Annotated in this window: 18 protein-coding genes and 1 pseudogene; 7 read left to right on the top strand and 12 right to left on the bottom strand. The window is 70.6% G+C overall.

Annotation, left to right across the window (positions count from 1 at the left end; all coding sequences use genetic code 11):
- Positions 1 to 48: 48 nt before the first annotated feature.
- Positions 49 to 1716, top strand: coding sequence for an LCP family protein (locus SPRI_RS22340; RefSeq protein WP_005316810.1), 1668 nt, complete (start codon positions 49 to 51; stop codon positions 1714 to 1716).
- A 72-nt stretch (positions 1717 to 1788) separates the two neighbouring features.
- On the opposite strand, the gene SPRI_RS22335 is transcribed toward SPRI_RS22340, so the two are convergent.
- Complete coding sequence (locus tag SPRI_RS22335) at positions 1789 to 2802, bottom strand: glycosyltransferase family 2 protein (RefSeq protein WP_005316808.1); 1014 nt, start codon at positions 2800 to 2802, stop codon at positions 1789 to 1791.
- A gap of 109 nt (positions 2803 to 2911) precedes the next feature.
- Here SPRI_RS22335 and SPRI_RS22330 point away from each other — a divergent pair, with 109 nt between their 5' ends.
- On the top strand, positions 2912 to 4459 hold the full coding sequence (locus SPRI_RS22330) for an LCP family glycopolymer transferase (RefSeq protein ID WP_435850077.1): 1548 nt from the start codon (positions 2912 to 2914) through the stop codon (positions 4457 to 4459).
- A gap of 21 nt (positions 4460 to 4480) precedes the next feature.
- Here SPRI_RS22330 and SPRI_RS22325 read toward each other — a convergent pair whose 3' ends face one another.
- Positions 4481 to 5029: an acyl-CoA thioesterase gene (locus SPRI_RS22325; RefSeq protein WP_037776717.1), complete on the bottom strand. Its 549-nt coding sequence runs from the start codon at positions 5027 to 5029 to the stop codon at positions 4481 to 4483.
- 108 nt (positions 5030 to 5137) lie between these two features.
- Here SPRI_RS22325 and SPRI_RS22320 point away from each other — a divergent pair, with 108 nt between their 5' ends.
- The gene (locus SPRI_RS22320) at positions 5138 to 6406 is read left to right on the top strand and encodes an LCP family protein (RefSeq protein WP_086025659.1); all 1269 of its coding nucleotides are present in this window, start codon (positions 5138 to 5140) and stop codon (positions 6404 to 6406) included.
- Between the two features lie 53 nt (positions 6407 to 6459).
- Here SPRI_RS22320 and SPRI_RS22315 read toward each other — a convergent pair whose 3' ends face one another.
- Together SPRI_RS22315 and SPRI_RS22310 are read right to left on the bottom strand one after the other, a co-directional pair.
- Positions 6460 to 7116 carry a hypothetical protein gene (locus SPRI_RS22315; RefSeq protein WP_063805409.1) on the bottom strand — a complete coding sequence of 219 codons (657 nt, stop codon included), beginning with the start codon at positions 7114 to 7116 and terminating at the stop codon, positions 6460 to 6462.
- Positions 7117 to 7323: 207 nt separating this feature from the next.
- Positions 7324 to 8481, bottom strand: coding sequence for an acyl-CoA dehydrogenase (locus tag SPRI_RS22310; RefSeq protein ID WP_005316796.1), 1158 nt, complete (start codon positions 8479 to 8481; stop codon positions 7324 to 7326).
- 189 nt (positions 8482 to 8670) lie between these two features.
- Between SPRI_RS22310 and SPRI_RS22305 the strand changes: the two genes are divergently transcribed.
- Positions 8671 to 10014 (top strand): UDP-glucose dehydrogenase family protein, encoded by a 1344-nt coding sequence (locus SPRI_RS22305; RefSeq protein ID WP_005316794.1) that lies wholly within the window; start codon positions 8671 to 8673, stop codon positions 10012 to 10014.
- A 201-nt stretch (positions 10015 to 10215) separates the two neighbouring features.
- Here SPRI_RS22305 and SPRI_RS22300 read toward each other — a convergent pair whose 3' ends face one another.
- Positions 10216 to 10722 (bottom strand): CGNR zinc finger domain-containing protein, encoded by a 507-nt coding sequence (locus tag SPRI_RS22300; protein ID WP_053557221.1) that lies wholly within the window; start codon positions 10720 to 10722, stop codon positions 10216 to 10218.
- 83 nt (positions 10723 to 10805) lie between these two features.
- Here SPRI_RS22300 and SPRI_RS22295 point away from each other — a divergent pair, with 83 nt between their 5' ends.
- A complete protein-coding gene (locus tag SPRI_RS22295; protein ID WP_005316790.1) occupies positions 10806 to 11168 on the top strand; it encodes a VOC family protein in 363 nt (120 codons plus the stop codon).
- A gap of 12 nt (positions 11169 to 11180) precedes the next feature.
- Here the strand turns inward: SPRI_RS22295 and SPRI_RS22290 are convergent, their stop codons facing one another.
- The 4 genes and pseudogenes from SPRI_RS22290 to SPRI_RS22275 form a co-directional block, all read right to left on the bottom strand.
- Positions 11181 to 12308: a membrane dipeptidase gene (locus SPRI_RS22290; protein WP_037774498.1), complete on the bottom strand. Its 1128-nt coding sequence runs from the start codon at positions 12306 to 12308 to the stop codon at positions 11181 to 11183.
- 120 nt (positions 12309 to 12428) lie between these two features.
- Positions 12429 to 13628: pseudogene (locus SPRI_RS22285) on the bottom strand (dipeptidase).
- 21 nt (positions 13629 to 13649) lie between these two features.
- The gene (gene purE, locus SPRI_RS22280; RefSeq protein WP_005316785.1) at positions 13650 to 14171 is read right to left on the bottom strand and encodes a 5-(carboxyamino)imidazole ribonucleotide mutase; all 522 of its coding nucleotides are present in this window, start codon (positions 14169 to 14171) and stop codon (positions 13650 to 13652) included.
- On the bottom strand, positions 14168 to 15307 hold the full coding sequence (locus tag SPRI_RS22275; protein ID WP_078535327.1) for a 5-(carboxyamino)imidazole ribonucleotide synthase: 1140 nt from the start codon (positions 15305 to 15307) through the stop codon (positions 14168 to 14170). Before SPRI_RS22275 ends, purE begins: the two co-directional genes overlap by 4 nt.
- A 165-nt stretch (positions 15308 to 15472) precedes the next feature.
- On the opposite strand from SPRI_RS22275, the gene SPRI_RS22270 reads away from it, so the two are divergent.
- Entirely contained in the window at positions 15473 to 15994 is a 522-nt protein-coding gene (locus SPRI_RS22270; RefSeq protein ID WP_005316781.1) for a GtrA family protein, read from the top strand.
- Between the two features lie 25 nt (positions 15995 to 16019).
- On the opposite strand, the gene SPRI_RS22265 is transcribed toward SPRI_RS22270, so the two are convergent.
- Positions 16020 to 17288 carry an ATP-binding protein gene (locus SPRI_RS22265; RefSeq protein WP_005316780.1) on the bottom strand — a complete coding sequence of 423 codons (1269 nt, stop codon included), beginning with the start codon at positions 17286 to 17288 and terminating at the stop codon, positions 16020 to 16022.
- A 13-nt stretch (positions 17289 to 17301) separates the two neighbouring features.
- Complete coding sequence (locus tag SPRI_RS22260; RefSeq protein ID WP_005316778.1) at positions 17302 to 17979, bottom strand: response regulator transcription factor; 678 nt, start codon at positions 17977 to 17979, stop codon at positions 17302 to 17304.
- Positions 17980 to 18443: 464 nt separating this feature from the next.
- Here SPRI_RS22260 and SPRI_RS22255 point away from each other — a divergent pair, with 464 nt between their 5' ends.
- Positions 18444 to 19949: a peptide MFS transporter gene (locus SPRI_RS22255; RefSeq protein WP_005316776.1), complete on the top strand. Its 1506-nt coding sequence runs from the start codon at positions 18444 to 18446 to the stop codon at positions 19947 to 19949.
- A 97-nt stretch (positions 19950 to 20046) separates the two neighbouring features.
- Here the strand turns inward: SPRI_RS22255 and SPRI_RS22250 are convergent, their stop codons facing one another.
- Positions 20047 to 20409 carry a hypothetical protein gene (locus SPRI_RS22250; RefSeq protein ID WP_158685188.1) on the bottom strand — a complete coding sequence of 121 codons (363 nt, stop codon included), beginning with the start codon at positions 20407 to 20409 and terminating at the stop codon, positions 20047 to 20049.
- Positions 20410 to 20551: the final 142 nt, after the last annotated feature.

Genomic DNA, 20551 nt, shown 5'->3' with positions numbered 1-20551 from the left:
CCAGGGGTGGGAAGAAACAGCGTGCGTGGGGAGGGGACCCGGGAGCACGTGGCGGAACCCGGCGATCTCGGCCGGGACGAGGGGCTGTACGGCGAGGGGACCCGTGTCCCCGGCAGCCGTACGGCCCTTGACGAGGAACGGAGCCCGGGCGCCGCGCAGCCTGCGGAAGGCAGCGGCGGCGGGCACCGGCGCGGCGGCCCCCGACGGCGCGCGAAACGCGGCAAACGCCGGATACTCCGCGGCGTCGCGATCACGGTGTCGCTGGTGGTGCTCGGCACCGCGGGCGCGGGTTATCTGTACTACGAGCACCTGAACAGCAAGATCAAGAAGGACGATCTCACGCTCGGCGGCGAGATGGCCGACCACAAGGCCAACGCCGCCGGTCAGACGCCGCTGAACATCCTGCTGATCGGCTCCGACGCCCGCAACAGCGAGGCGAACCAGAAGCTCGGCGGCGCCAAGGAGACCTTCGACGGACCACCGCTGGCGGACGTCCAGATGCTGCTGCACCTCTCTGCGGACCGCAGCAACATCTCGGTCGTCAGCATGCCCCGGGACACCCTGGTGAAGATCCCGGAGTGCACCGACCCCGACAAACCGGAGAAGACCTACCAGGCCAAGGAACTCGCGCTCACCAACGAGTCGCTGGGCCGGGGCGGGCCGGGATGCACGGTCGCCACCTGGTACGAGCTCACCGGCATCACGATCGACCACTTCATGATGATCGACTTCGCAGGCGTGGTGTCGATGGCCGACGCGATAGGCGGCGTGCCGGTCTGCGTCGAGGAGAACATCCACTCGCGTACCCGGGACGGCAAGGGCTCCGGCCTGAAGCTGAAGGCGGGGACGACGCCCATCAAGGGCGAGCAGGCGCTGCAGTGGCTGCGCACCCGCTACGGCTTCGACGACGGCACCGATCTGGCCCGCGCCCACGGTCAGCACATGTACATGAACTCGATGGTCCGTGAGCTCCGCAGGAACACCAAGCTCACCGACCCGAACAAGCTGCGCAAGCTCGCCGAGGCGGCCATCGACTCGCTCACCGTCGACAAGGGCATCGACACGGTCAAGGACCTGTACGACATCGGCATGCAGCTCAAGAGTGTGCCGACCGCCCGCATCACGATGACCACCATGCCGAACGTGTACAGCAAGCGGCCGGGGTACGAGGGCAAGGTGGAGCCCATGCCGGGGGACGCGGAGCAGCTGTTCCGGATGGTGCGTGAGGACGTACCGCTGGACGGCAAGGCCCCGAAGAAGCCCCCGACCCGGCCCACAGCGTCCAAGGACCCGGCCGCCGCGCCCGGCGAGATCGCGGTCATGGTGCGCAACGGCACCGGCGGGGACGGGCAGTACGCCGAGCAGGGGCGTGCGACGGCCGTCACCGAGCTGCTTGTCGGGAAGGGCTTCACCGCGGCCAAGCCCGACACCACGCTCGACCCGCAGAAGTCGACGGTCGTGCTGTTCTCCAACGCCGAACTGGAGGGCGACGCACAGGCGATCGCCAAGGCGCTGGGGATTCCGCAGAGTTCGGTGAAGAGGTCCACGGACGCCACCGGTATCCAGCTGATCGTCGGCGCGGACTGGCGGCAGGGCGACGCCTACCCGAAGTCGAACGCCAAGCCGGACAACAAGACACCGGACACGGCGAAGATCCTCCGTGCCGACAACGATCAGGAGTGCATGCCGGTGCAGGAAGGCTTCACCTGGTCGTAGCCCGTACGGGCACGAGGACGGACATGAGGAAGGGCCCGGTCACGGTGACCGGGCCCTTCCTCGTGCGCCTGGTCAGGCGGCGGCCCTGACCGAGGGCCGGCGGCTCGCGATGACCTTCTTCGCCAGCGAGCGCGGGCTGGTCAGGAAGCCGTAGCCCCAGCACATGTGCATCGTGGCCAGTGCCACCGGGATCTGGAGCCGCGCCTTGAGGGAAAGGCCCTTGCCGGCGGGGATCGAGCCCGCGGTGATCGCCGCGAGGTATCCGGCGGGGACCACGAACGCCCACGGCGTCAGCGCGGCACCCACCACGATGCCCGCGGCGATCGCGCAGAGCGCCGTCGGAGGCGCCAGGTAGCGCAGGTTGATCGAGCCCTCGTGGTAGCGGGCCACGACGTGGCGCCAGCGCCCGTAGTCCTTGTACTGCTTGGCGAGCGCCCGCACGGACGGCCGGGGGCGGTACTGGACCCGCAGCTCCGGGGAGAACCAGATCAGGCCGCCGGCCTCACGGATACGGAAGTTCAGCTCCCAGTCCTGGGCGCGGATGAACTCCTCGTTGTAGCCGCCCTGCTGCTCCAGCGCCTCCCGCCGGAAGACGCCCAGGTACACCGTCTCCGCGGGGCCCGCCTTGCCGCCCGTGTGGAACGCGGCGTTGCCGACGCCGACCTTCGAGGTCATCGCGGCGGCGACGGCGTCCTCCCAGGCGTTCTCGCCCTCGGCGTGCATGATGCCGCCGACGTTCTGCGCGCCGGTCTCCGCCAGCAGGCGGACCGCGGTCGCGATGTAGTTCTGCGACAGCATGCCGTGGCCGTCCACGCGCACCACGACGGGGTGGCGGGACGCCTTGATGGCGGCGTTCAGGGCGGCCGGCGTGCGGCCGGTCGGATTCGGCACGGTGCGGACCCTCGGGTCCTCCCGCACCAGCTCGGCGGCGATCTCGTCGGTGCGGTCCGTGGACGGCCCGAGCGCGATCACCACCTCCATCTCTCCGTCGTACTCCTGCTCGAGGATGTGGCGGACGGAGTTGCGCAGATGCCGCTCCTCATTGAGGACCGGCATGATCACGGAGACAGCGGGCGTGGCGTTCATCGCCCGCCACGTTACCGCGAACGGGGGACACCCAGGCGCGGCGGCCGGTGTCGCAGATCGTATGGGCCTACGGTGCGGGGAATCCCCTGTCGTCCGCGGAGGTGTCCTCTTGCCCCCACCGCCCCGCCCGCGTCCCCGCCCCCGTCCGGCCCCGCAGCGCGGCGCCGCGGGGCGGCCCGCCGCGCGACAGCCGGCGCGACCGGCAGGGCGGGGCGGGCACCCCGCCGGGAGAAAGGGCCGTGGCTCGGCGCCGGTGCGGCGGGACGGGCGCCCGGCACGGCCGCGCTGGGGCATGCGGATCGTCACATCGCTCTCGGTGCTGGTCCTGGGCGTGGGCGGCATCGGGCACGCCGTGGTGACCGGCCTCGACACGGAGATCGACCGGGTCGACCCGTTCCGTGACATGAAGAACCGGCCCGAGGGCGGCCGTGGCACGAACATCCTCGTCGTCGGCACCGACGGCCGGGACAGGATCACGCCCGAGGAGAAGAAGAAGTACCGGCTGGGCGGGGCGCCCTGCAACTGCACCGACACGATCATGCTGGTGCACATCGCGCAGGACCGGGACCGTGCCAGTGTGGTCAGCCTGCCCAGGGACAGTTACGCGGAGATCCCCGAGCACACGGACACCACCACGGGCAGGCATCACAAGCCGCACCCCGTGAAGCTCAACGCGGCCTACGCCGAGGGCGGCCCCGGACTGACCGTGCGCACGGTCGAGCACATGACCAAGGTCAAGATCGACCACTATCTCGAGGTCGACTTCACCAGCTTCATGAAGACGGTGGACGTGGTGGGCGGCGTGGAGGTCTGCACCGCCCGGCCGATGAAGGACACCTACACCGGTCTGGATCTGCCGGTCGGCACCCACAAGCTGAGCGGCGGGCAGGCCCTGCAGTACGTGCGCTCCCGCCACATCGACGGCGCCGCCGACCTGGGGCGGATGCAGCGCCAGCAGCGCTTCCTGGCGGCGCTCGTCGACCGGGCGACCAGCAACGGTGTGCTGCTGAACCCGGTGAAGTTCCGGAAGGTCACCTCGACCATGCTCGGTTCTGTCCGCGCCGACCGGCAGTTCGGCACCCGGCAGATGCTCGCCCTCGGCAGGGCGATGCAGGGCTTCACGCCCTCCTCCTCCGAGTTCACCTCCGTGCCCGTCGGTGACGTCGCCTTCCCGGTCAAGGGCGTCGGGTCCACCGTGAAGTGGGACGACGCCCGGGCCCAGCGGCTGTTCCGGCTGCTGCGGGAGGACAAGCCGCTCGCACCGCACCGTCCGAAGCGTGCCAAGGCCACCGTCGTCGACGTCGACCCGAAGCAGATCAAGGTCCAGGTCTACAACGGGACCCACATCACCGGCCTGGGCGAGAAGGTCGACAAGGCCCTGAACGGCATCGGCTTCGACACCACACGCGCCCCGCTCAACGGCGGCAGCGGTCAGGTCGAGCACACCTATGTGACGTACGACCCACGGTGGGACCGCTCGGCGAAGTCGCTCCGGGCCGCGCTGCCGGGGGCCGAGCTGCGTCCGGTGAAGGGGCAGGGCCCGGTGATGAAGGTGATGGCGGGGGCCGACTTCAAGGGCGTCAGCCCCGTACAGACCCACGAGCCCCACCGCGGCGAGTTCGGCGCGGTGACGGGCGACCAGGTCGTCTGCCCGTGACTCCTCGCCGGCCGGCCGGGCTCAGTCCTCCATGCCCTCCGCGGCGCGCTTCTCGCGCAGCTCGCGGATCGCCCGGCGCCTGGCCAGCCGGTGCGTGCGCCGGATCTGCGCCTCCTGGTAGCGGCGCTGGTCGCGCTCGGTCTCCGGGACGACCGGCGGCACCGGCCGCGGCTTGCCGTCGGCGTCCACGGCGGCGAAGACGAGGTAGGCGCTGCCGACCTGGGTGGCGGGCGTCGACTCGTTCCAGCGCTCGGCCAGGACCCGTACGCCGACCTCCATGGAGGACCGGCCGGTCCAGTTGACCTGTGCCTTCACATGGACCAGGTCGCCCACCCTGACCGGCTCCAGGAACACCATCTCGTCCATGGAGGCGGTGACGGCGGGTCCGCCGGAGTGCCGGCCCGCCACGGCCCCGGCGGCATCGTCCACCAGCTTCATGATCACGCCGCCGTGCACGGTGCCGAGGAGATTCGTGTCACTGCCGGTCATGATGTGGCTGAGGGTGGTACGGGATGCCGAAGTGGGCTTGCCCGGAATTTCAGCCTCCGGGCGCTGGGCCTGATCTGTCATGCCGTCCACCATATGCCGGGGCCGGAATGCATCAGCTTCGCTACAGCCGTGGTGCGATTCCCCACCCACCCTGTCTGGGCGGCCACCCTGCCCTGCACACTGTTCCGCATGAATGACTGGCCCGATGGATGGACCGACAACGGCGGCAACGGCGACGCACGCGGCTACGGGCGCGGCAGCGCCGGGGACCGGCCCGAGGGCGCGCGCGTCATGCGCCACGTCCAGCGGCCGGCCGCCCCGCCGCACGGCGGGGTCCCCCCTCAGCAGCCGCGCGGCTACGACCAGGGCTACGCGGAGCCGGGGTACGACAGCGGCTACAACACGGGCCAGGTCTACCGGGGCGCGAGCGGCGGCGGGGTCCCGCCGCAGGGCAGACCGCCCCGGCAGCCGGGGCCGGCGCCCGACTGGCGGCGCAGGCTGAAGATCGGCTCGATCGTCGTGCTCGTGGCCGTGCTGGGCACGACCATCGGCACGTACTTCTGGGCCGACTCCAAGGTGCGGCGCGAGGTCGACCTCTCGAAGGTCATCGAGCGGCCCGCCGAGGGCGACTGCACCACCTATCTGATCGTCGGCTCCGACAGCCGTGAGGGCATGACGGCCGAGGAGAAGAAGAAGCTCCACACCGGTGACGCGGCCGGCAAGCGCACCGACTCGATGATGATCCTCGCGGCCTGCGGCAGCGGGAACACGATGGTGTCCCTGCCCCGTGACTCGGACGTCGAGATACCGTCCTTCATCGGTTCGGAGTCGGGGAAGAAGTTCCCCAACCAGGGCCGGCGCACCAAGCTGAACGCCGCCTACGCGGAGGACGGGCCCGAGCTGCTGGTCCGCACCGTGGAGCACAACACCGGCCTGCGCATCGACCACTACGCGGAGATCGGCTTCGCCGGCTTCGCGAACATCGTGGACGCGCTCGGCGGTGTCGAGATGAACATCGAGAAGGGCTTCAAGGACAAGAAGTCCGGCGCCGACTTCGAGGCGGGCAAGCAGACCCTCGACGGTGAGCAGGCCCTCGCGTTCGTCCGCACCCGCTACGCCTTCGCGGAGTCGGACCTCGCGCGCACCAGGAACCAGCAGAAGTTCCTCTCCGCGCTGGCGAGCCAGGCGGCGACGCCCGGCACGATCCTCAACCCGTTCAAGCTGTACCCGACGCTGGGCGCCGGCCTCGACACGCTCATCGTCGACAAGGAGATGTCCCTGCTCGACCTGGGCGAGATGTTCTTCGCGATGAAGGGCATCAGCGGCGGCGACGGTACGTCGATGAACATGCCGACGTCCGGGAGCCGGGGCGGCAACCTCGTCTGGGACAAGGCGAAGGTGCAGCAGCTGGTCAAGCAGATCCAGAACGACGAGAAGGTCACTGTCACCGACAAGTGACCCGCACGGCGAAGGGGCCCGCACCGCGTACGCGGTGCGGGCCCCTTCCGGCGTCATGGTCGGGGCGTGAACGGGTTGGCGTGCCCCGGGAGCTGCTGCCCCGGCCGCAGGAAGCGCCGGCGGCCGTGCTCGTCGGTGACGGCCGTGAAGCCGCCGGCCGTCAAACGGTCGGCGACGCGCTGCCGCCGGACGTCGCTCAGCCGGAACGCGCCGACCAGGAAGGCGGCGAGGACGGCACCCACGGCAACGCCCTCCACCCACTTGCCCATGAGCAGGAAGACGGCGGCGGCGACGCCGGTCATCGCGTAGGCGAACCGCTTCTGGCCCTTGTCGGCGGCCTTCGCCATCACGTCGTACCCGATGCGGTCCTTCATGAGGGCGACAGCCGCCTCCGCCTCGGGGAGCGGGCTCAGCGTGCCGGGCTTCAGGCCGGGCACCGCGCCGCCCATCCCGGCCTGAGGGTAGGCGGCGATCGTCGCCGCCTCGCGGGCGCGCGCCTCGGGCCGCGGGTCGCGGTACAGGTAGACGGCGAGGACCTGCTTGTTGTGCCCCTCGCGCCGGGCCTCCCCGTACTCGAAGCCGTACTGCTCGGCGACGTACGCCTGCGCGGCGACCCGCTTGGCGACGGCCATCTCCTGTCGCAGCTCGACGACGTCCTGCGTGGCGACCTGCCGCAGCAGCGCCGCGATCCGTCTGTCGGAAGCGCCCATCTCGTTCTCCCACCCCATGTGTCCCTCGACGTGCCGCCGGTCGGCGGCAGCGCAGCCTAACCGCACCGGTACGGATCATTCCGCTTGGGTCCCGGCATCGGGCGCCCGCGAAGGGGATCCCGCCGTCACGTCACCGACGACACGACGAAGCGAGGCGCCCCCCGGAACTCCGGGGGGCGCCTCGCTTCGTCGTCAGGTGCCGTGTGCCTACGGCAGGTTGCGGGCCATCACGATCCGCTGGACCTGGTTGGTGCCCTCGTAGATCTGCGTGATCTTGGCGTCGCGCATCATGCGCTCGACCGGGTAGTCACGGGTGTAGCCGTAGCCGCCGAGGAGCTGGACCGCGTCCGTGGTGACCTCCATGGCCACGTCGGAGGCGAAGCACTTGGCCGCCGCACCCTGGAAGGTGAGGTCGGCGTCACCCCGCTCCGACTTCGCCGCGGCCGCGTACGTCAGCTGGCGGGCGGCCTCGATCTTCATGGCCATGTCCGCGAGCATGAACTGCACGCCCTGGAACTCGGCGATCGGCTTGCCGAACTGCTTGCGCTCCTTGACGTAGCCCTTGGCGTAGTCGAGGGCGCCCTGCGCGATGCCGAGCGCCTGGGCCGCGATGGTGATGCGGGTGTGGTCCAGGGTCTTCATCGCCGTGGCGAAGCCCGTGCCCTCCGCGCCGATCATGCGGTCGGCGGGGATGCGGACGTTGTCGAGGTAGACCTCGCGGGTCGGCGAGCCCTTGATGCCGAGCTTCTTCTCCGGGGCGCCGAAGGAGACACCCTCGTCGCCCTTCTCGACGACGAAGGCCGAGATGCCCTTGGAGCGCTTCTCGGGGTCGGTGACCGCCATGACCGTGTAGTACTCGGAGACGCCGGCGTTGGTGATCCAGCGCTTCACGCCGTTGAGGACGTAGAAGTCGCCGTCGCGGACGGCCTTGGTCTTCATGCCCGCCGCGTCGGAGCCCGCGTCGGGCTCGGAGAGGCAGTAGGAGAACATCGCGTCGCCCTTGGCCAGCGGGCCCAGGTACTTCTTCTTCAGCTCCTCGGAGCCGGAGAGGATCACCGGGAGCGAGCCGAGCTTGTTCACCGCCGGGATGAGGGAGGACGAGGCGCAGACACGGGCCACCTCCTCGATCACGATGACGGTGGCGAGCGCGTCGGCGCCGGCGCCGCCGTAGCTCTCCGGGACGTGCACGGCCTGCAGGTCGGAGGCGACGAGCGCGTCGAGGGCCTCCTGCGGGAAGCGGGCCTCCTCGTCCACCGCGGCGGCGAACGGCGCGATCTTCGCCTCGGCGAGGGAGCGGACCGTCTCACGGAGCATGTCGTGCTCCTCCGACGGGCGATACAGATCGAAGTCGGCCGATCCTGCCAAGACTCTCACTCCCCAAGGTGTTAACTACCGTTAAGTATTCCAATTTTAGACGCCGCTCCCCCGGCAGGCATACGTGAGCTTGGTGACAGCTCGGCCACAGCGCGCGAAGAGCGCTTTGGAGGGTGCCGCGCGCCCCCGGATATGCTCGGCCCCGCACCGCCCTTGCCCGCGTCTGTACTGGAGCACTCCATGGCCCTCAAGATCACCGTGATCGGCACCGGATACCTCGGCGCCACCCACGCCGCGGCCATGGCGGAACTGGGCTTCGAGGTCCTCGGCCTCGACGTGGTCCCGGAGAAGATCGAACTGCTCTCCGCCGGCCGGGTGCCGATGTACGAACCCGGTCTCGAGGAGTTGCTGCGGCGCCACGTCGCCGGGCTCGAGGGCTCCAGCGGCCGGCTGCGGTTCACGACCTCCTACGAGGAGGCCGGTGAGTTCGGCGACATCCACTTCGTGTGTGTGAACACCCCGCAGAAGCACGGCGAGTACGCGTGCGACATGAGCTACGTCGACGCCGCCTTCGCCTCGCTCGCGCCGCACCTGAAGCGCCCCGCGCTGGTCGTCGGCAAGTCGACCGTGCCCGTCGGCTCCGCGGAGCGGCTCGGCCGGCTGCTCGCCGAGAAGGCGCCGGCGGGACCGGACGTGGAGCTCGCGTGGAACCCGGAGTTCCTGCGCGAGGGCTTCGCCGTCGACGACACGCTGCACCCGGACCGGATCGTGGTCGGCGTGGAGAGCGAGAGCGCGGAGAAGCTGCTGCGCGAGGTGTACGCGACGCCGGTCGGCGAAGGCTCGCCGTTCGTGGTGACCGACTTCCCGACGGCGGAGCTGGTGAAGACCGCGGCGAACTCGTTCCTCGCGACGAAGATCTCCTTCATCAACGCGATGGCCGAGGTGTGCGAGGCCGCCGGTGGCGACGTGGTGAAGCTGGCGGAGGCGATCGGCTACGACGAGCGGATCGGCAAGAAGTTCCTGCGGGCCGGTGTCGGTTTCGGCGGCGGCTGCCTGCCGAAGGACATCCGCGCCTTCATGGCGCGCGCCGGTGAGCTGGGCGCGGACCAGGCGCTGACGTTCCTGCGCGAGGTCGACTCGATCAACATGCGCCGCCGTGGCCACATGGTCGAACTGGCCCGTGAGGCGGTCGGCGGCACGTCCTTCCTGGGCAAGCGGGTCGCCGTGCTCGGCGCGACGTTCAAGCCGGACTCGGACGACGTCCGTGACTCGCCGGCGCTGAACGTCGCCGGCCAGATCCACCTCCAGGGCGGTCAGGTCACCGTCTACGACCCGAAGGGCATGGACAACGCCCGCCGCCTGTTCCCCACGCTGGGTTACGCGGACACGGCGCGGGACGCGGTGCGCGGCGCGGACGTGGTGCTGCACCTCACGGAGTGGCGCGAGTTCCGCGAGCTGGACCCGGCGGAGCTGGCGGAGGTCGTGACCTCCCCGATCATCCTCGACGGCCGCAACGCCCTGGACCCGGTGGCGTGGCGCGAGGCGGGCTGGACCTACCGGGCGATGGGCCGCCCGCGGGCGTGACCCGGGCGCCTGACCGAGGCCCCGACAGAAACCCCTGACCTGCGTCTTCGACCTGATCCTCTGACTGTGGCCGCCCTCGCGAGGGCGGCCACAGTGCTTTCAGGCGTGCGGTTCGGCGAGAGCGGTCCGCGCACGGGGCGGTCTCGCGCGGCGCCGGGCCGGGGGCGCGTACCCGTGCGTGCCCGGCGTCGTGACGCGGCCTCAGGCGGAGTCGGCCCGGCGGGCCCGGTAGGTACGCATCTTGGCGCGGGCGCCGCAGACGGACATCGAGCACCAGCGGCTGCGGCAGGCCGGGCTGCGGTCATAGTAGGCCCACTGGCAGTCCTCCGCCTCGCATGCCTTGAGACGGAGCCAGGTGTTGTCGGCCGTGGCGGCGGCGATGGCCTCGGCGACGCGGGTGAGGAGGGTCGCGGGGCCCGCGGGGCGGAGGGCGGCCTCGCCCGTGGGGGAGATCGCCACGCGCAGCGGGGCGCCGGCGAGAAGGTCGTCGAGGACGCTCGGGCCGGTGCCGTGGCCCGCGTGGGCCAGGCAGGCGGCCCGCAGCGCCTCGCGGAGCTCGCGCGCGGCGGGCAGGTCGTCCGGGGCAAGGCCGAACCGGGCACGGCCCTCCGGCGTGTCGAGACGGTCCGCGCCGGTCTCGATGTCCAGCGTGTTGACCAACGCTTCGATCAGTGCGAGGCCACCGGGTGCGGGCGCCCTGTCATTCATGCTTGCGACGTTACCTTTTATGCGGGAGCATGTGGTAACCGTTACCGGTTGATGGCATGTAGCGGTAACCACCAGGAGGAAACATGAGCATCGGCAAGGTCGGAGCCGTCGTACTGGACTGTCCCGATCCCGTCGCCCTCGCCCGCTTCTACGCCGAGCTCGTCGGCGGGTCGGTCGAGGACGACGGCGACGGATGGGTGGACCTCAAGGGGGCCGACGGCGCACAGCTCGCGTTCCAGTCCGCCGCCGGGCACGTACCGCCGAAGTGGCCGTCCGCCAAGGACTCGCAGCAGTTCCACATCGACGTGATGGTCGAGGACATGGACGCCGCGGAGGAGCGGGTGCTCGCGCTCGGCGCCACCACGCTCGACGCGGAGGACCGCAAGCGGTCGTTCCGCGTGTACGCCGACCCGGCGGGGCATCCGTTCTGCCTCTGCGCCTGCTGAGCCGGCGCCGCGTCAGACGTCCAGCGCGCCGATCGCCGCCCGTGAGGGGGCCCGGCGCGGCTGGGCCGCGCGGGCGGTGAACTCGGCGGCGCGCAGCACCCGGGCCACGTTCGACCAGGTCAAGCCCATGATGTCCGGCTCGGGCCAGCCCCGCTCGAGCAGTTCCGCGATCAACCTCGGCACGCAGGAGACGTCCTTCAGACCGGCCGCGTGCGGCAGTCCCGTGTCGTACGCGCCGCTGAGCGCGACGGCCTCGGGACCGGCGATCTCCCGGACGTGGTCGAGCAGGTCCGCGGTCGCGGGCAGCGTCCCGGCGGTGCACGGCACCATGCACACCCCGTGGTTGCCGCGCAGCGCGTGCAGCACGTCGTCCGGGAGCGGCTCCGTCTGGTACGAGAAGATGACCGGGGCCCTGGTGATCGTGAGCGTGCGCCGCATCGTGTCGGGCGTGCAGCCGGAGAGGTCGACGAGGACACCGAGCCGGTTCATCTCACGGACCATCTCGTGGCCGAACGGCGTCAGGCCGCTCTGCGTCCAGCGGGCGCCGGCCAGGGTGACGCTGCGGACGCCCAGCGCGTACACGGCGCGCAGCACGGCGAGCGAGTCGCCGAGTGCCTGACCGGCCATCGGACCGAGGAGGGCGGCGATCCGGCCGCGGTTGCGGGAGTCGGCGAGGTCGTCGGCGCTGAGCACGAGACGAAGGCCCTCCGGGCATTCGGCCACCGTGGCCCGCACCAGGTCGATCAGATCCATCGTGGCGGCGAGCGAAGGGGGTCCGTCGCTGCCGGCCGGTGCCTGCAGGGACCAGAACTGGGCGCCCACGCCGCCGCGCCGCAGCCGGGGCACGTCGGTCTCCAGCAGGCTCTCGCCGGCTTCCAGGTCGTACCAGTGCATGCTCTGGAGCACCGGGGCCAGACCGCTGTACCCGTCGATGACGGGGTGCGTGCGCAGGATCTCCGTGGCGCGCACGAGCGGGTCGGCGGACGGCCCGGAGGGCGGACCGGGCTCGGGCGGCGGGGCCGCCGCCCCTCCCGGTTCGTCGAGACCGTCGAGGACGTCGAGATCGTATCGCTCGTCGAGGTCCTCCAGACCGACGGACTCGACGGTGGTGAGGGACGAGGCGTCATGCAGATCTGCCATGTGCTGCTCCGGGGTCGCCGGCCGAATGCCGTTACGCCGACCGTGGCACGGGAACGCCAAGGGGTCGCGGCGAGTGGTGCGTTCGGGGTACGCGGACGCGGCCGCGCACCCCGGCACCGCTCAGAGCGCGTCGAGCTCGGTGATCGTGGCGATCGACGGGCCGCGGGTCGCCTGCAGGTCCGCGGCCACGTCCTCGGCCGCCCGCAGCACCCGGACGGCGTTCTGCCAGGTGAGCTTCGCCAGATCGGCGTCCGACCAGCCGCGGCGCAGCAGCTCCGCGACCAGGTTCGGATAGCCGGCGACATCGTCCAGGCCGGCCGGGGTGAAGGCCGTGCCGTCGAAGTCGCCGCCGATGCCGATGTGGTCGATGCCGGCGACCTCCCGCATGTGGTCGAGGTGGTCGGCGACCGTGGCGGCCGTCGCCACCGGCCGCGGGTTCGCCGCCTCGAACGCCTCGTGGATCTTCATCGCCTGGGGCGTGGTGTCCAGGTGGTGCAGCCCGTGCGCCCGCATGTTCTCGTCGGCCGCCCGGGTCTACTCCACCGCCGCGGGCAGGATGAACTTCGGCACGAACGTCGCCATGGCCACGCCCCCGTTGGCCGCCAGCAGGGCCAGCACGTCGTCGGGGACGTTGCGCGGGTGGTCGCACACCGCGCGGGCCGAGGAGTGGGAGAAGATCACCGGCGCCACGGAGGTGGCGAGCGCGTGGCGCATCGTCGTCTCCGCGACGTGCGAGAGGTCCACGAGCATGCCGAGGCGGTTCATCTCGCGCACGACCTCGTGGCCGAAGGCCGACAGGCCGCCGACGCCTGGCTCGTCGGTCGCCGAGTCGGCCCAGGCGATGTTGTCGTTGTGCGTGAGCGTCATGTAGCGCACGCCCAGCGCGTAGAGGGCGCGCAGGGTCGCGAGCGAGTTGTTGATGGAGTGGCCGCCCTCGGCGCCCATGAGCGAGGCGATCCTGCCCTCGTCGCGGGCGATCTCCATGTCCTCGGCGCTCAGTGCCCGGGCCAGGTCGGCGGGGTAGCGCTCGAGGAGCTGGTCGACGACGTCGATCTGCTCCAGGGTCGCGCTGACGGCCGTGTCACCCGCCATGTCGCTGCGCACGTAGACCGACCAGAACTGCGCGCCGACCCCGCCGGCGCGCAGCCGGGGGATGTCGGTGTGGAGCCGGCCCTGCTGGTCGGCCGCGATGTCCAGGCGGTCGAGGTCGTAGCGGACGTGTTCCCGCAGCGCCCAGGGAAGGTCGTTGTGACCGTCGACGACGGGGTGGGCGGCGAGCAGTTCGCGGGCCCGCTGGAGGAGTTCCGTGGGGGTGTCCATTGCCTCTTGCTTCCCCGCGTCCTACTTTCCGAAGCCGAAGGACTCCGCGCCCCCGACCTTGGCGCGCAGCCGCTTGCCCTTGTCGGTGGCCTGGTCGTTCAGCTCCTGCTGGAACTCGCCCATGCGGGCCAGCAGTTCGGCGTCCTGCGTGGCGAGGATGCGGGCGGCGAGCAGTCCGGCGTTCCGCGCGCCGCCGACCGAGACGGTGGCGACGGGCACGCCTGCCGGCATCTGCACGATGGACAGCAGCGAGTCCATGCCGTCGAGGTACTTCAGCGGGACGGGAACGCCGATGACCGGCAGCGGGGTGACCGAGGCCAGCATGCCCGGCAGGTGGGCCGCTCCCCCGGCTCCGGCGATGATCGTCTTGAGTCCGCGGCCGGCCGCCTGCTCGCCGTACGCGATCATCTCGCGCGGCATGCGGTGCGCGGAGACGACGTCCACCTCGTAGGCGATCTCGAACTCGTCGAGCGCCTGCGCCGCCGCCTCCATGACGGGCCAGTCCGAGTCGGATCCCATGACAATGCCGACGACGGGGCTCATTCGCTGATCGTCCCTCTCAGGTAGCCGGCGGCGTGGCGGGCGCGCTCCAGCGCGTCGGCCAGGTCGTCGCCGTACGTGTTGACGTGCCCCACCTTGCGGCCGGGCTTCACGTCCTTGCCATACATATGGATCTTGAGCTGCGGGTCCCGGGCCATGCAGTGCAGATAGGCCGCGTACATGTCCGGGTAGTCACCGCCCAGAACATTGCACATGACCGTCCACGGAGCACGGGGACGGGGATCGCCCAGCGGCAGGTCCAGCACGGCACGGACGTGGTTGGCGAACTGCGAGGTGATCGCGCCGTCCTGGGTCCAGTGGCCGGAGTTGTGGGGGCGCATGGCGAGCTCGTTGACGAGGATGCGTCCGTCGGCGGTCTCGAACAGCTCGACGGCGAGGTGGCCGACGACGCCCAGCTCCTTCGCGATCCGCAGGGCCAGCTCCTGCGCCTGGCCGGCCAGCTCCGCGTCCAGGTCCGGCGCGGGCGCGATCACGGTGTCACAGACACCGTCGACCTGCTGCGACTCGACGACCGGGTAGGCGACGGCCTGGCCGTGCGGGGAGCGGACGATGTTCGCCGCGAGCTCGCGGCGGAAGTCGACCTTCTCCTCCGCGAGGACCGGCACGCCCGCCTTGAACGGGGCCTCGGCGTCCTGCTCCGCGCGGACCAGCCAGACGCCCTTGCCGTCGTACCCGCCGCGCACCGTCTTGAGGATCACCGGGAAGCCCCCGGTCTCCTCGGCGAACGCCGTCACATCGGCCGGGTCGGCCACGATGCGGTGGCGGGGGCAGGGCACGCCGATCTCGGTGAGCCGCGCGCGCATCACGCCCTTGTCCTGGGCGTGCACCAGCGCGTCGGGCCCCGGCCGGACGGCGACGCCGTCCGCTTCGAGGGCCCGCAGGTGCTCGATCGGGACGTGCTCGTGATCGAAGGTGATCACGTCACAGCCGCGCGCGAACTCGACGAGCGTGTCCAGGTCGCGATAGTCGCCGACGACGACATCGCTCACCACCTGGGCCGCTGAGTCCTGAGGGGTGTCACTGAGGAGCTTGAACTTCAGGCCGAGGGGGATACCCGCCTCATGGGTCATGCGGGCGAGCTGACCGCCGCCGACCATGCCGACTACCGGGAACGTCACTCTCCTAGGGTATCCGCCCAGTCGGCGGGCCCGGACTTCCGTAGGTTCCGACAGTGGTCTGTAGCAGGAGTCACATCATCCTCAAGACCCACAGGCATCACGGTGAGCCGCTGGTTAGCATGACGGGGACCACACATGCCGATCTGATGAGGCTGGACTCTCACTATGAGTGAACGAGGCGGAAGGCTGCGGGGGCAGCTGCACCAGCTCATCCGGGAGGTCGCCAAATTCGGCGCGGTGGGCGGAGCGGGGCTGCTCGTCAATCTCGCGGTCTTCAACCTCGTACGTCACGTCACCGAGGTCCCGGTGGTCCGGGCGTCGATTTTGGCCACCGTCGTGGCCATCGCGTTCAACTACGTGGGGTTCCGCTACTTCACCTACCGGGACCGCGACAAGAGCCGGCGGACCAAGGAACTGACGCTGTTCCTGCTGTTCAGCGCGGTGGGCCTGGTGATCGAGAACGGTGTCCTGTACACGGCCACCTACGGCTTCGGCTGGGACACCCCGCTGCAGAGCAACGTCTTCAAGTTCCTCGGGATCGGCGTCGCGACGCTGTTCCGGTTCTGGTCGTACCGCAGCTGGGTCTTCCGGGCGCTGCCCGCGCGGGAGGCCGTGCAGAGCGCCGAATCGTTCCTCGAGCAGCGACGGCCGGCGCCGGAGCCGGTGCGCCACCGCGTCGGCCGCTGAGCCGCACCGCGCCGGGGCCGGGGAGCTACCGGATCGTCGGCTTCTCGTCGTCCTTGCGCTTCTTCGCCACCCTGCTCAGGAAGATCGCGAAGACCGGCGGGTGCTGCTGCAGCAGTTCCAGCCGGCCGCCGTCGGCTTCCGCGAGGTCGCGGGCGACGGCCAGGCCGATGCCGGTCGAGTTGCGGCCGCTGATGGTCCGCTCGAAGATCCGCGCCCCGAGGTCCCCCGGTACACCGGGACCTTCGTCCGTCACCTCGACCACCGCCTGGTTGCCGGTCGCCCTGGTGCGCACCGCGACGGTGCCCCCGCCGTGCATCAGCGAGTTCTCGATCAGGGCCGCGAGCACCTGCGCCACGGCGCCGGGCGTGCCGACGGCGCGCATGCCCTGGCGGCCCGAGCAGACGATGGCCCGCCCGGCGCTGCGGTAGACCGGGCGCCACTCCTCGAGCTGCTGCTTGACCACTTCGTCCAGGTCGAAGACGACGGCGGAGCCGGTGCGCGGGTCGCGGGAGTTCGTCAGCAGGCGCTGGACCACGTCGGTGAGCCGCTCCACCTGGGTCAGGGCGATGCTGGCCTCCTCCTTCACGGTCTCCAGGTCGTCGGTGACCGTGATCTCCTCCAGCCGCATCGACAGTGCGGTCAGCGGCGTACGGAGCTGGTGGGAGGCGTCCGCGGCGAGCCGCCGCTCCGCGGTGAGCATCCGGGCGATCCGCTCGGCGCTCGCGTCGAGGACATCGGCGACCCGGTCCAGCTCCGGCACCCCGTAACGGCGGTGGCGGGGGCGGGGGTCGCCGGAGCCCAGGCGTTCCGCGGTCTCCGCGAGGTCGGTGAGCGGCGAGCCGAGCCGGTTGGCCTGGCGTACGGCGAGCAGCACGGCGGCGACGACGGCGAGCAGCGCCACCGCGGCGATGATCATCAGCGACCGGCCGACCTCACGGGTCACGGAGGAGCGGGACTCCTCGACGGTGACCGTGGTGCTGCGTTCGCCCTCCGCGGTGCCGCGGATGACGCTTCCGGAGGGCGGCTCGCCGATCTCGATGGGGCCCCGGCCGGGGATGTCGATCAGCGCGTAGCGGGTGATGTCGCCCTGCTCGGCGAGAATGTCCGGATTGACCGGTTCGCCGCCCACCAGGCGGCTCTCCACGATGCTCACGAGGCGGAGCGCGTCGGAGTCGACGCTCTCCTGGGCGCTGCTGGTGATGGTGCGCGTCTCGACGAGCACCAGGGAGACGCCGAAGACGGCGATGACGACGAGCACCACGGCGAGCGTGGAGGTGATCAGACGGCGGCGCATGGTGCTTTCAGTATCAGGACTTCTCGAAGCGGAAGCCGACGCCGCGCACGGTGGCGATGTAGCGGGGGTTCGCCGCGTCGTCGCCGAGCTTCTTGCGCAGCCAGGAGATGTGCATGTCCAGGGTCTTGGTGGACGACCACCAGGTGGTGTCCCAGACCTCGCGCATCAGCTGGTCCCGGGTGACGACCCGGCCGGCGTCCCGGACCAGGACCCGCAGCAGGTCGAACTCCTTGGCCGTCAGCTGGAGTTCCTCGTCGCCCATCCAGGCCCGGTGCGACTCGACGTCGATCCGGACGCCGTGGGTGGCGGGGGCGGGGGCGGGCTCGGCGGCACCGCGCCGCAGCAGGGCCCGGACCCGGGCGAGCAGTTCGGCGAGCCGGAACGGCTTGGTGACGTAGTCGTCGGCGCCGGCGTCGAGGCCGACGACGGTGTCCACCTCGTCGGCGCGGGCGGTGAGCACCAGGATCGGGATCGTGTGGCCCTCCGCGCGGAGCCGGCGGGCGACCTCCAGGCCGTCCATCCCGGGCAGGCCGAGATCGAGCACGACGAGATCCACACCGCCCGCGAGTCCCGCGTCGAGCGCGGTCGGGCCGTCCTCGCGTACCTCCACCTCGTACCCCTCGCGGCGCAGCGCGCGGGCCAGCGGTTCCGAGATGGATGCGTCGTCCTCGGCGAGCAGTACACGGGTCATGGAGTGATGGTAGTCCGCGGGGTACGGGCCTCGTGGCTTGATCCACAATGCCTGCGGCTATGGGGTGCGATTCTGGTTACGACCTTCGATTCAGGGCAGACGGTTCCACGTTCACCTGTGATCCATGTCTCAAGTCCTTCCATATGCCGCACTGTCGTGGCGTATGGTGGCGAGACGCCCGTAGTACAACTCGGGGACCTTTGGCTGCCGTGCGCACCAAGGGTCTCTTTTCTGTCGGAAGGTCGGCCCGATACCGTTCCGGTCGTTTCGAGCCCCGACCCGACGCAGTGAATGACCTGTTGGCCGGGCCCCGGCGCCACAGAGCGCCCGGGGCGTGGATCCCGGTACGGACCGTCTCCGGCCCCATCTCGCGGGCGCGGGCCGGCCCGTGCCGGTGCCGGCCTCCCCCCACCGGGCGCGTACCGCTCACGAAGCGCCGCGTCCCGAGCGAGCAAGGATCGACCATGGCGTCCAGCCTGACGAAGGACTCGGCCAGTACTCCTGGCAGCGAGAAGACCTTCTTCGGCCACCCCCGCGGTATGGCCACACTCTTCATGACGGAGATGTGGGAGCGCTTCTCCTGGTACGGGATGCGCGGCATCCTCGTCCTGTACATGGTGGCTGCCGTCCTCGACGGACCCCTGAAGGAGCGGGAGGCGCTGGCCGTCTCCATCTACGGCGTCTACAACGCCGTCGTCTACATGGCCGCCATGCCCGGCGGCTGGATCGCCGACCGGCTCTGGGGCGCGCGCAAGGCCGTGCTCGTCGGCGGCATCGTCATCGCCCTGGGCCACTTCACCCTGGCGATCCCGTCGGACACGGCGTTCTTCGCCGGCCTGGCGCTCATCGCCGCCGGTACGGGACTGCTGAAGCCGAACATCTCGGCGATGGTCGGCGGCCTCTACGAGGGGCAGTCGAGCGCCCGTCGCGACGCCGGCTTCACGCTCTTCTACATGGCGATCAACATCGGCGGCATGGCCGCCCCGCTGGTCGTCGGCTACCTCGGCGAGAACGTCGACTGGCACCTCGGCTTCGCCGTCGCCGGTATCGGCATGACGCTGGCCGTCGTCCAGTACGTCCTGGGCGGCCGCTACCTCGGTGACGTCGGCAAGCAGCCGGGCACCCCGGCGACGCCGGAGGAGAAGCGCACGGTCCTGCGCAAGGTCCTGCTGTGGGCCGGTATCGCCGTGCTCGCCCTGCTGGCCGACATCGCCCTCGGCACCTACGACATCGAGCACATCGTGAACGTGCTCGCGGTGCTCGGCATCGTCGTGCCCGTCGTCTACTTCATCTCGATGTTCCGCAACCCGGCGCTGACGGCGCAGGACAGGCCGAAGATCCAGGCGTTCGTGTGGTTCTTCGCCACGGCCGTCCTGTTCTGGATGATCTACGACCAGTCCGGCTCGCTGCTGACGCTGTTCGCGGACGGCAAGACCGACCGCATGATCGGCGGCTGGGAGTTCCCGGCCTCGTGGTACCAGTCCGTCAACCCGGCCATGGTCATCGTGCTGGCGCCCATCTTCGCCGCGCTGTGGGTCAAGCTCGCCCAGCGCAACCGTGAGCCCAGCACTCCGATGAAGTTCGCTCTCGCGATGCTCCTCATCGGCGGTTCCTTCGGGATCATGGGTCTGGCCGGAGCCGCGGCCGCCAACAGCGACACCGGCAAGGTCACCGTCTTCTGGCTGCTGAGCGTCTACCTCGTCCAGACCATCGGTGAGATGTGCCTGTCCCCGGTGGGCCTGTCGCTGTCGACCAAGCTGGCGCCGAAGCAGTTCGTCGGCCAGATCATGGGTCTGTGGTTCCTGGCCACGGCGACCGGCAACGCGCTGAACGGCTGGACCACGAAGCTCAACAAGCCGCTGGGCGACGCCATGTACTACTCGCTGTGGGCGGTCATCGCCGTCGCCGCGGGACTCACGTTCATGATGGCGGGCCGCAAGATCCGCGCGCTCATGGGTGACGTGAAGTAGCACCGCCTGCCGGTCCGCGCACCGGCCCCGTACGACAGCGGGAGGGCCGGCACGAAGATCCCTTCGTGCCGGCCCTCCCGTCGTGCGTGGAACCCGCCTACTTGGTCTCGACCTTGTAGCTGCGCAGGAAGCTGCGGAAGCCGCACATCACGGTGGACTTCTCACCCGGCTTCTTCCAGTCGCCCTTCAGGGTCCACGGGATCGTGTGACCCGCGCCCGTGCCGGTGCCGCGCAGGACGTCGCACACCAGGACCACCCGGTGCTTGGTGATCTTCTTGCCGGAGCCCGACTTCGAGCAGGACGACGTCGCCTTCGGGCGGCCCCAGTCCAGCGTGGCCGAGGCCTTGCACTTGTACTTCGCCGTGGCCGCCTCCGCGGGGACCGCGGTGATCAGACCCGCCCCCGCGGCCGCCATCATGACGGCGAGCGATCCGGTGGCTGCCTTCTTCCCCCAGCGCATGTGCGCTCCTTTCCGCGGCATCGCGGAACGGCGGGTGGTCAGGTCCCGCCGGTCCGCGCTGATGCCGTATGTGCCGAACACCGCCCTCAGTGGGCGAACGCGCCGAAACTATCCGCGGATGATCATGGAACGCAAAGCGAAA

Source organism: Streptomyces pristinaespiralis (assembly GCF_001278075.1).
Classification (GTDB): Bacteria; Actinomycetota; Actinomycetes; order Streptomycetales; family Streptomycetaceae; genus Streptomyces; species Streptomyces pristinaespiralis.
The sequence above is the reverse complement of the archived record's forward strand: the minus strand, read 5'-3'. Positions and strand labels throughout refer to the sequence as shown.

Excerpts from the sequence above, each read along its gene's own strand:
- SPRI_RS22335 (WP_005316808.1), bottom strand. The coding sequence starts at position 2,802 with ATGAACGCCACGCCCGCTGTCTCCGTGATCATGCCGGTCCTCAATGAG.
- SPRI_RS22325 (WP_037776717.1), bottom strand. The coding sequence starts at position 5,029 with ATGACAGATCAGGCCCAGCGCCCGGAGGCTGAAATTCCGGGCAAGCCC.
- SPRI_RS22320 (WP_086025659.1), top strand. The coding sequence starts at position 5,138 with ATGAATGACTGGCCCGATGGATGGACCGACAACGGCGGCAACGGCGAC.
- SPRI_RS22315 (WP_063805409.1), bottom strand. The coding sequence starts at position 7,116 with ATGGGCGCTTCCGACAGACGGATCGCGGCGCTGCTGCGGCAGGTCGCC.
- SPRI_RS22305 (WP_005316794.1), top strand. The coding sequence starts at position 8,671 with ATGGCCCTCAAGATCACCGTGATCGGCACCGGATACCTCGGCGCCACC.
- SPRI_RS22300 (WP_053557221.1), bottom strand. The coding sequence starts at position 10,722 with ATGAATGACAGGGCGCCCGCACCCGGTGGCCTCGCACTGATCGAAGCG.
- SPRI_RS22295 (WP_005316790.1), top strand. The coding sequence starts at position 10,806 with ATGAGCATCGGCAAGGTCGGAGCCGTCGTACTGGACTGTCCCGATCCC.
- SPRI_RS22290 (WP_037774498.1), bottom strand. The coding sequence starts at position 12,308 with ATGGCAGATCTGCATGACGCCTCGTCCCTCACCACCGTCGAGTCCGTC.
- purE (WP_005316785.1), bottom strand. The coding sequence starts at position 14,171 with ATGAGCCCCGTCGTCGGCATTGTCATGGGATCCGACTCGGACTGGCCC.
- SPRI_RS22270 (WP_005316781.1), top strand. The coding sequence starts at position 15,473 with ATGAGTGAACGAGGCGGAAGGCTGCGGGGGCAGCTGCACCAGCTCATC.
- SPRI_RS22265 (WP_005316780.1), bottom strand. The coding sequence starts at position 17,288 with ATGCGCCGCCGTCTGATCACCTCCACGCTCGCCGTGGTGCTCGTCGTC.
- SPRI_RS22260 (WP_005316778.1), bottom strand. The coding sequence starts at position 17,979 with ATGACCCGTGTACTGCTCGCCGAGGACGACGCATCCATCTCGGAACCG.
- SPRI_RS22255 (WP_005316776.1), top strand. The coding sequence starts at position 18,444 with ATGGCGTCCAGCCTGACGAAGGACTCGGCCAGTACTCCTGGCAGCGAG.
- SPRI_RS22250 (WP_158685188.1), bottom strand. The coding sequence starts at position 20,409 with ATGCGCTGGGGGAAGAAGGCAGCCACCGGATCGCTCGCCGTCATGATG.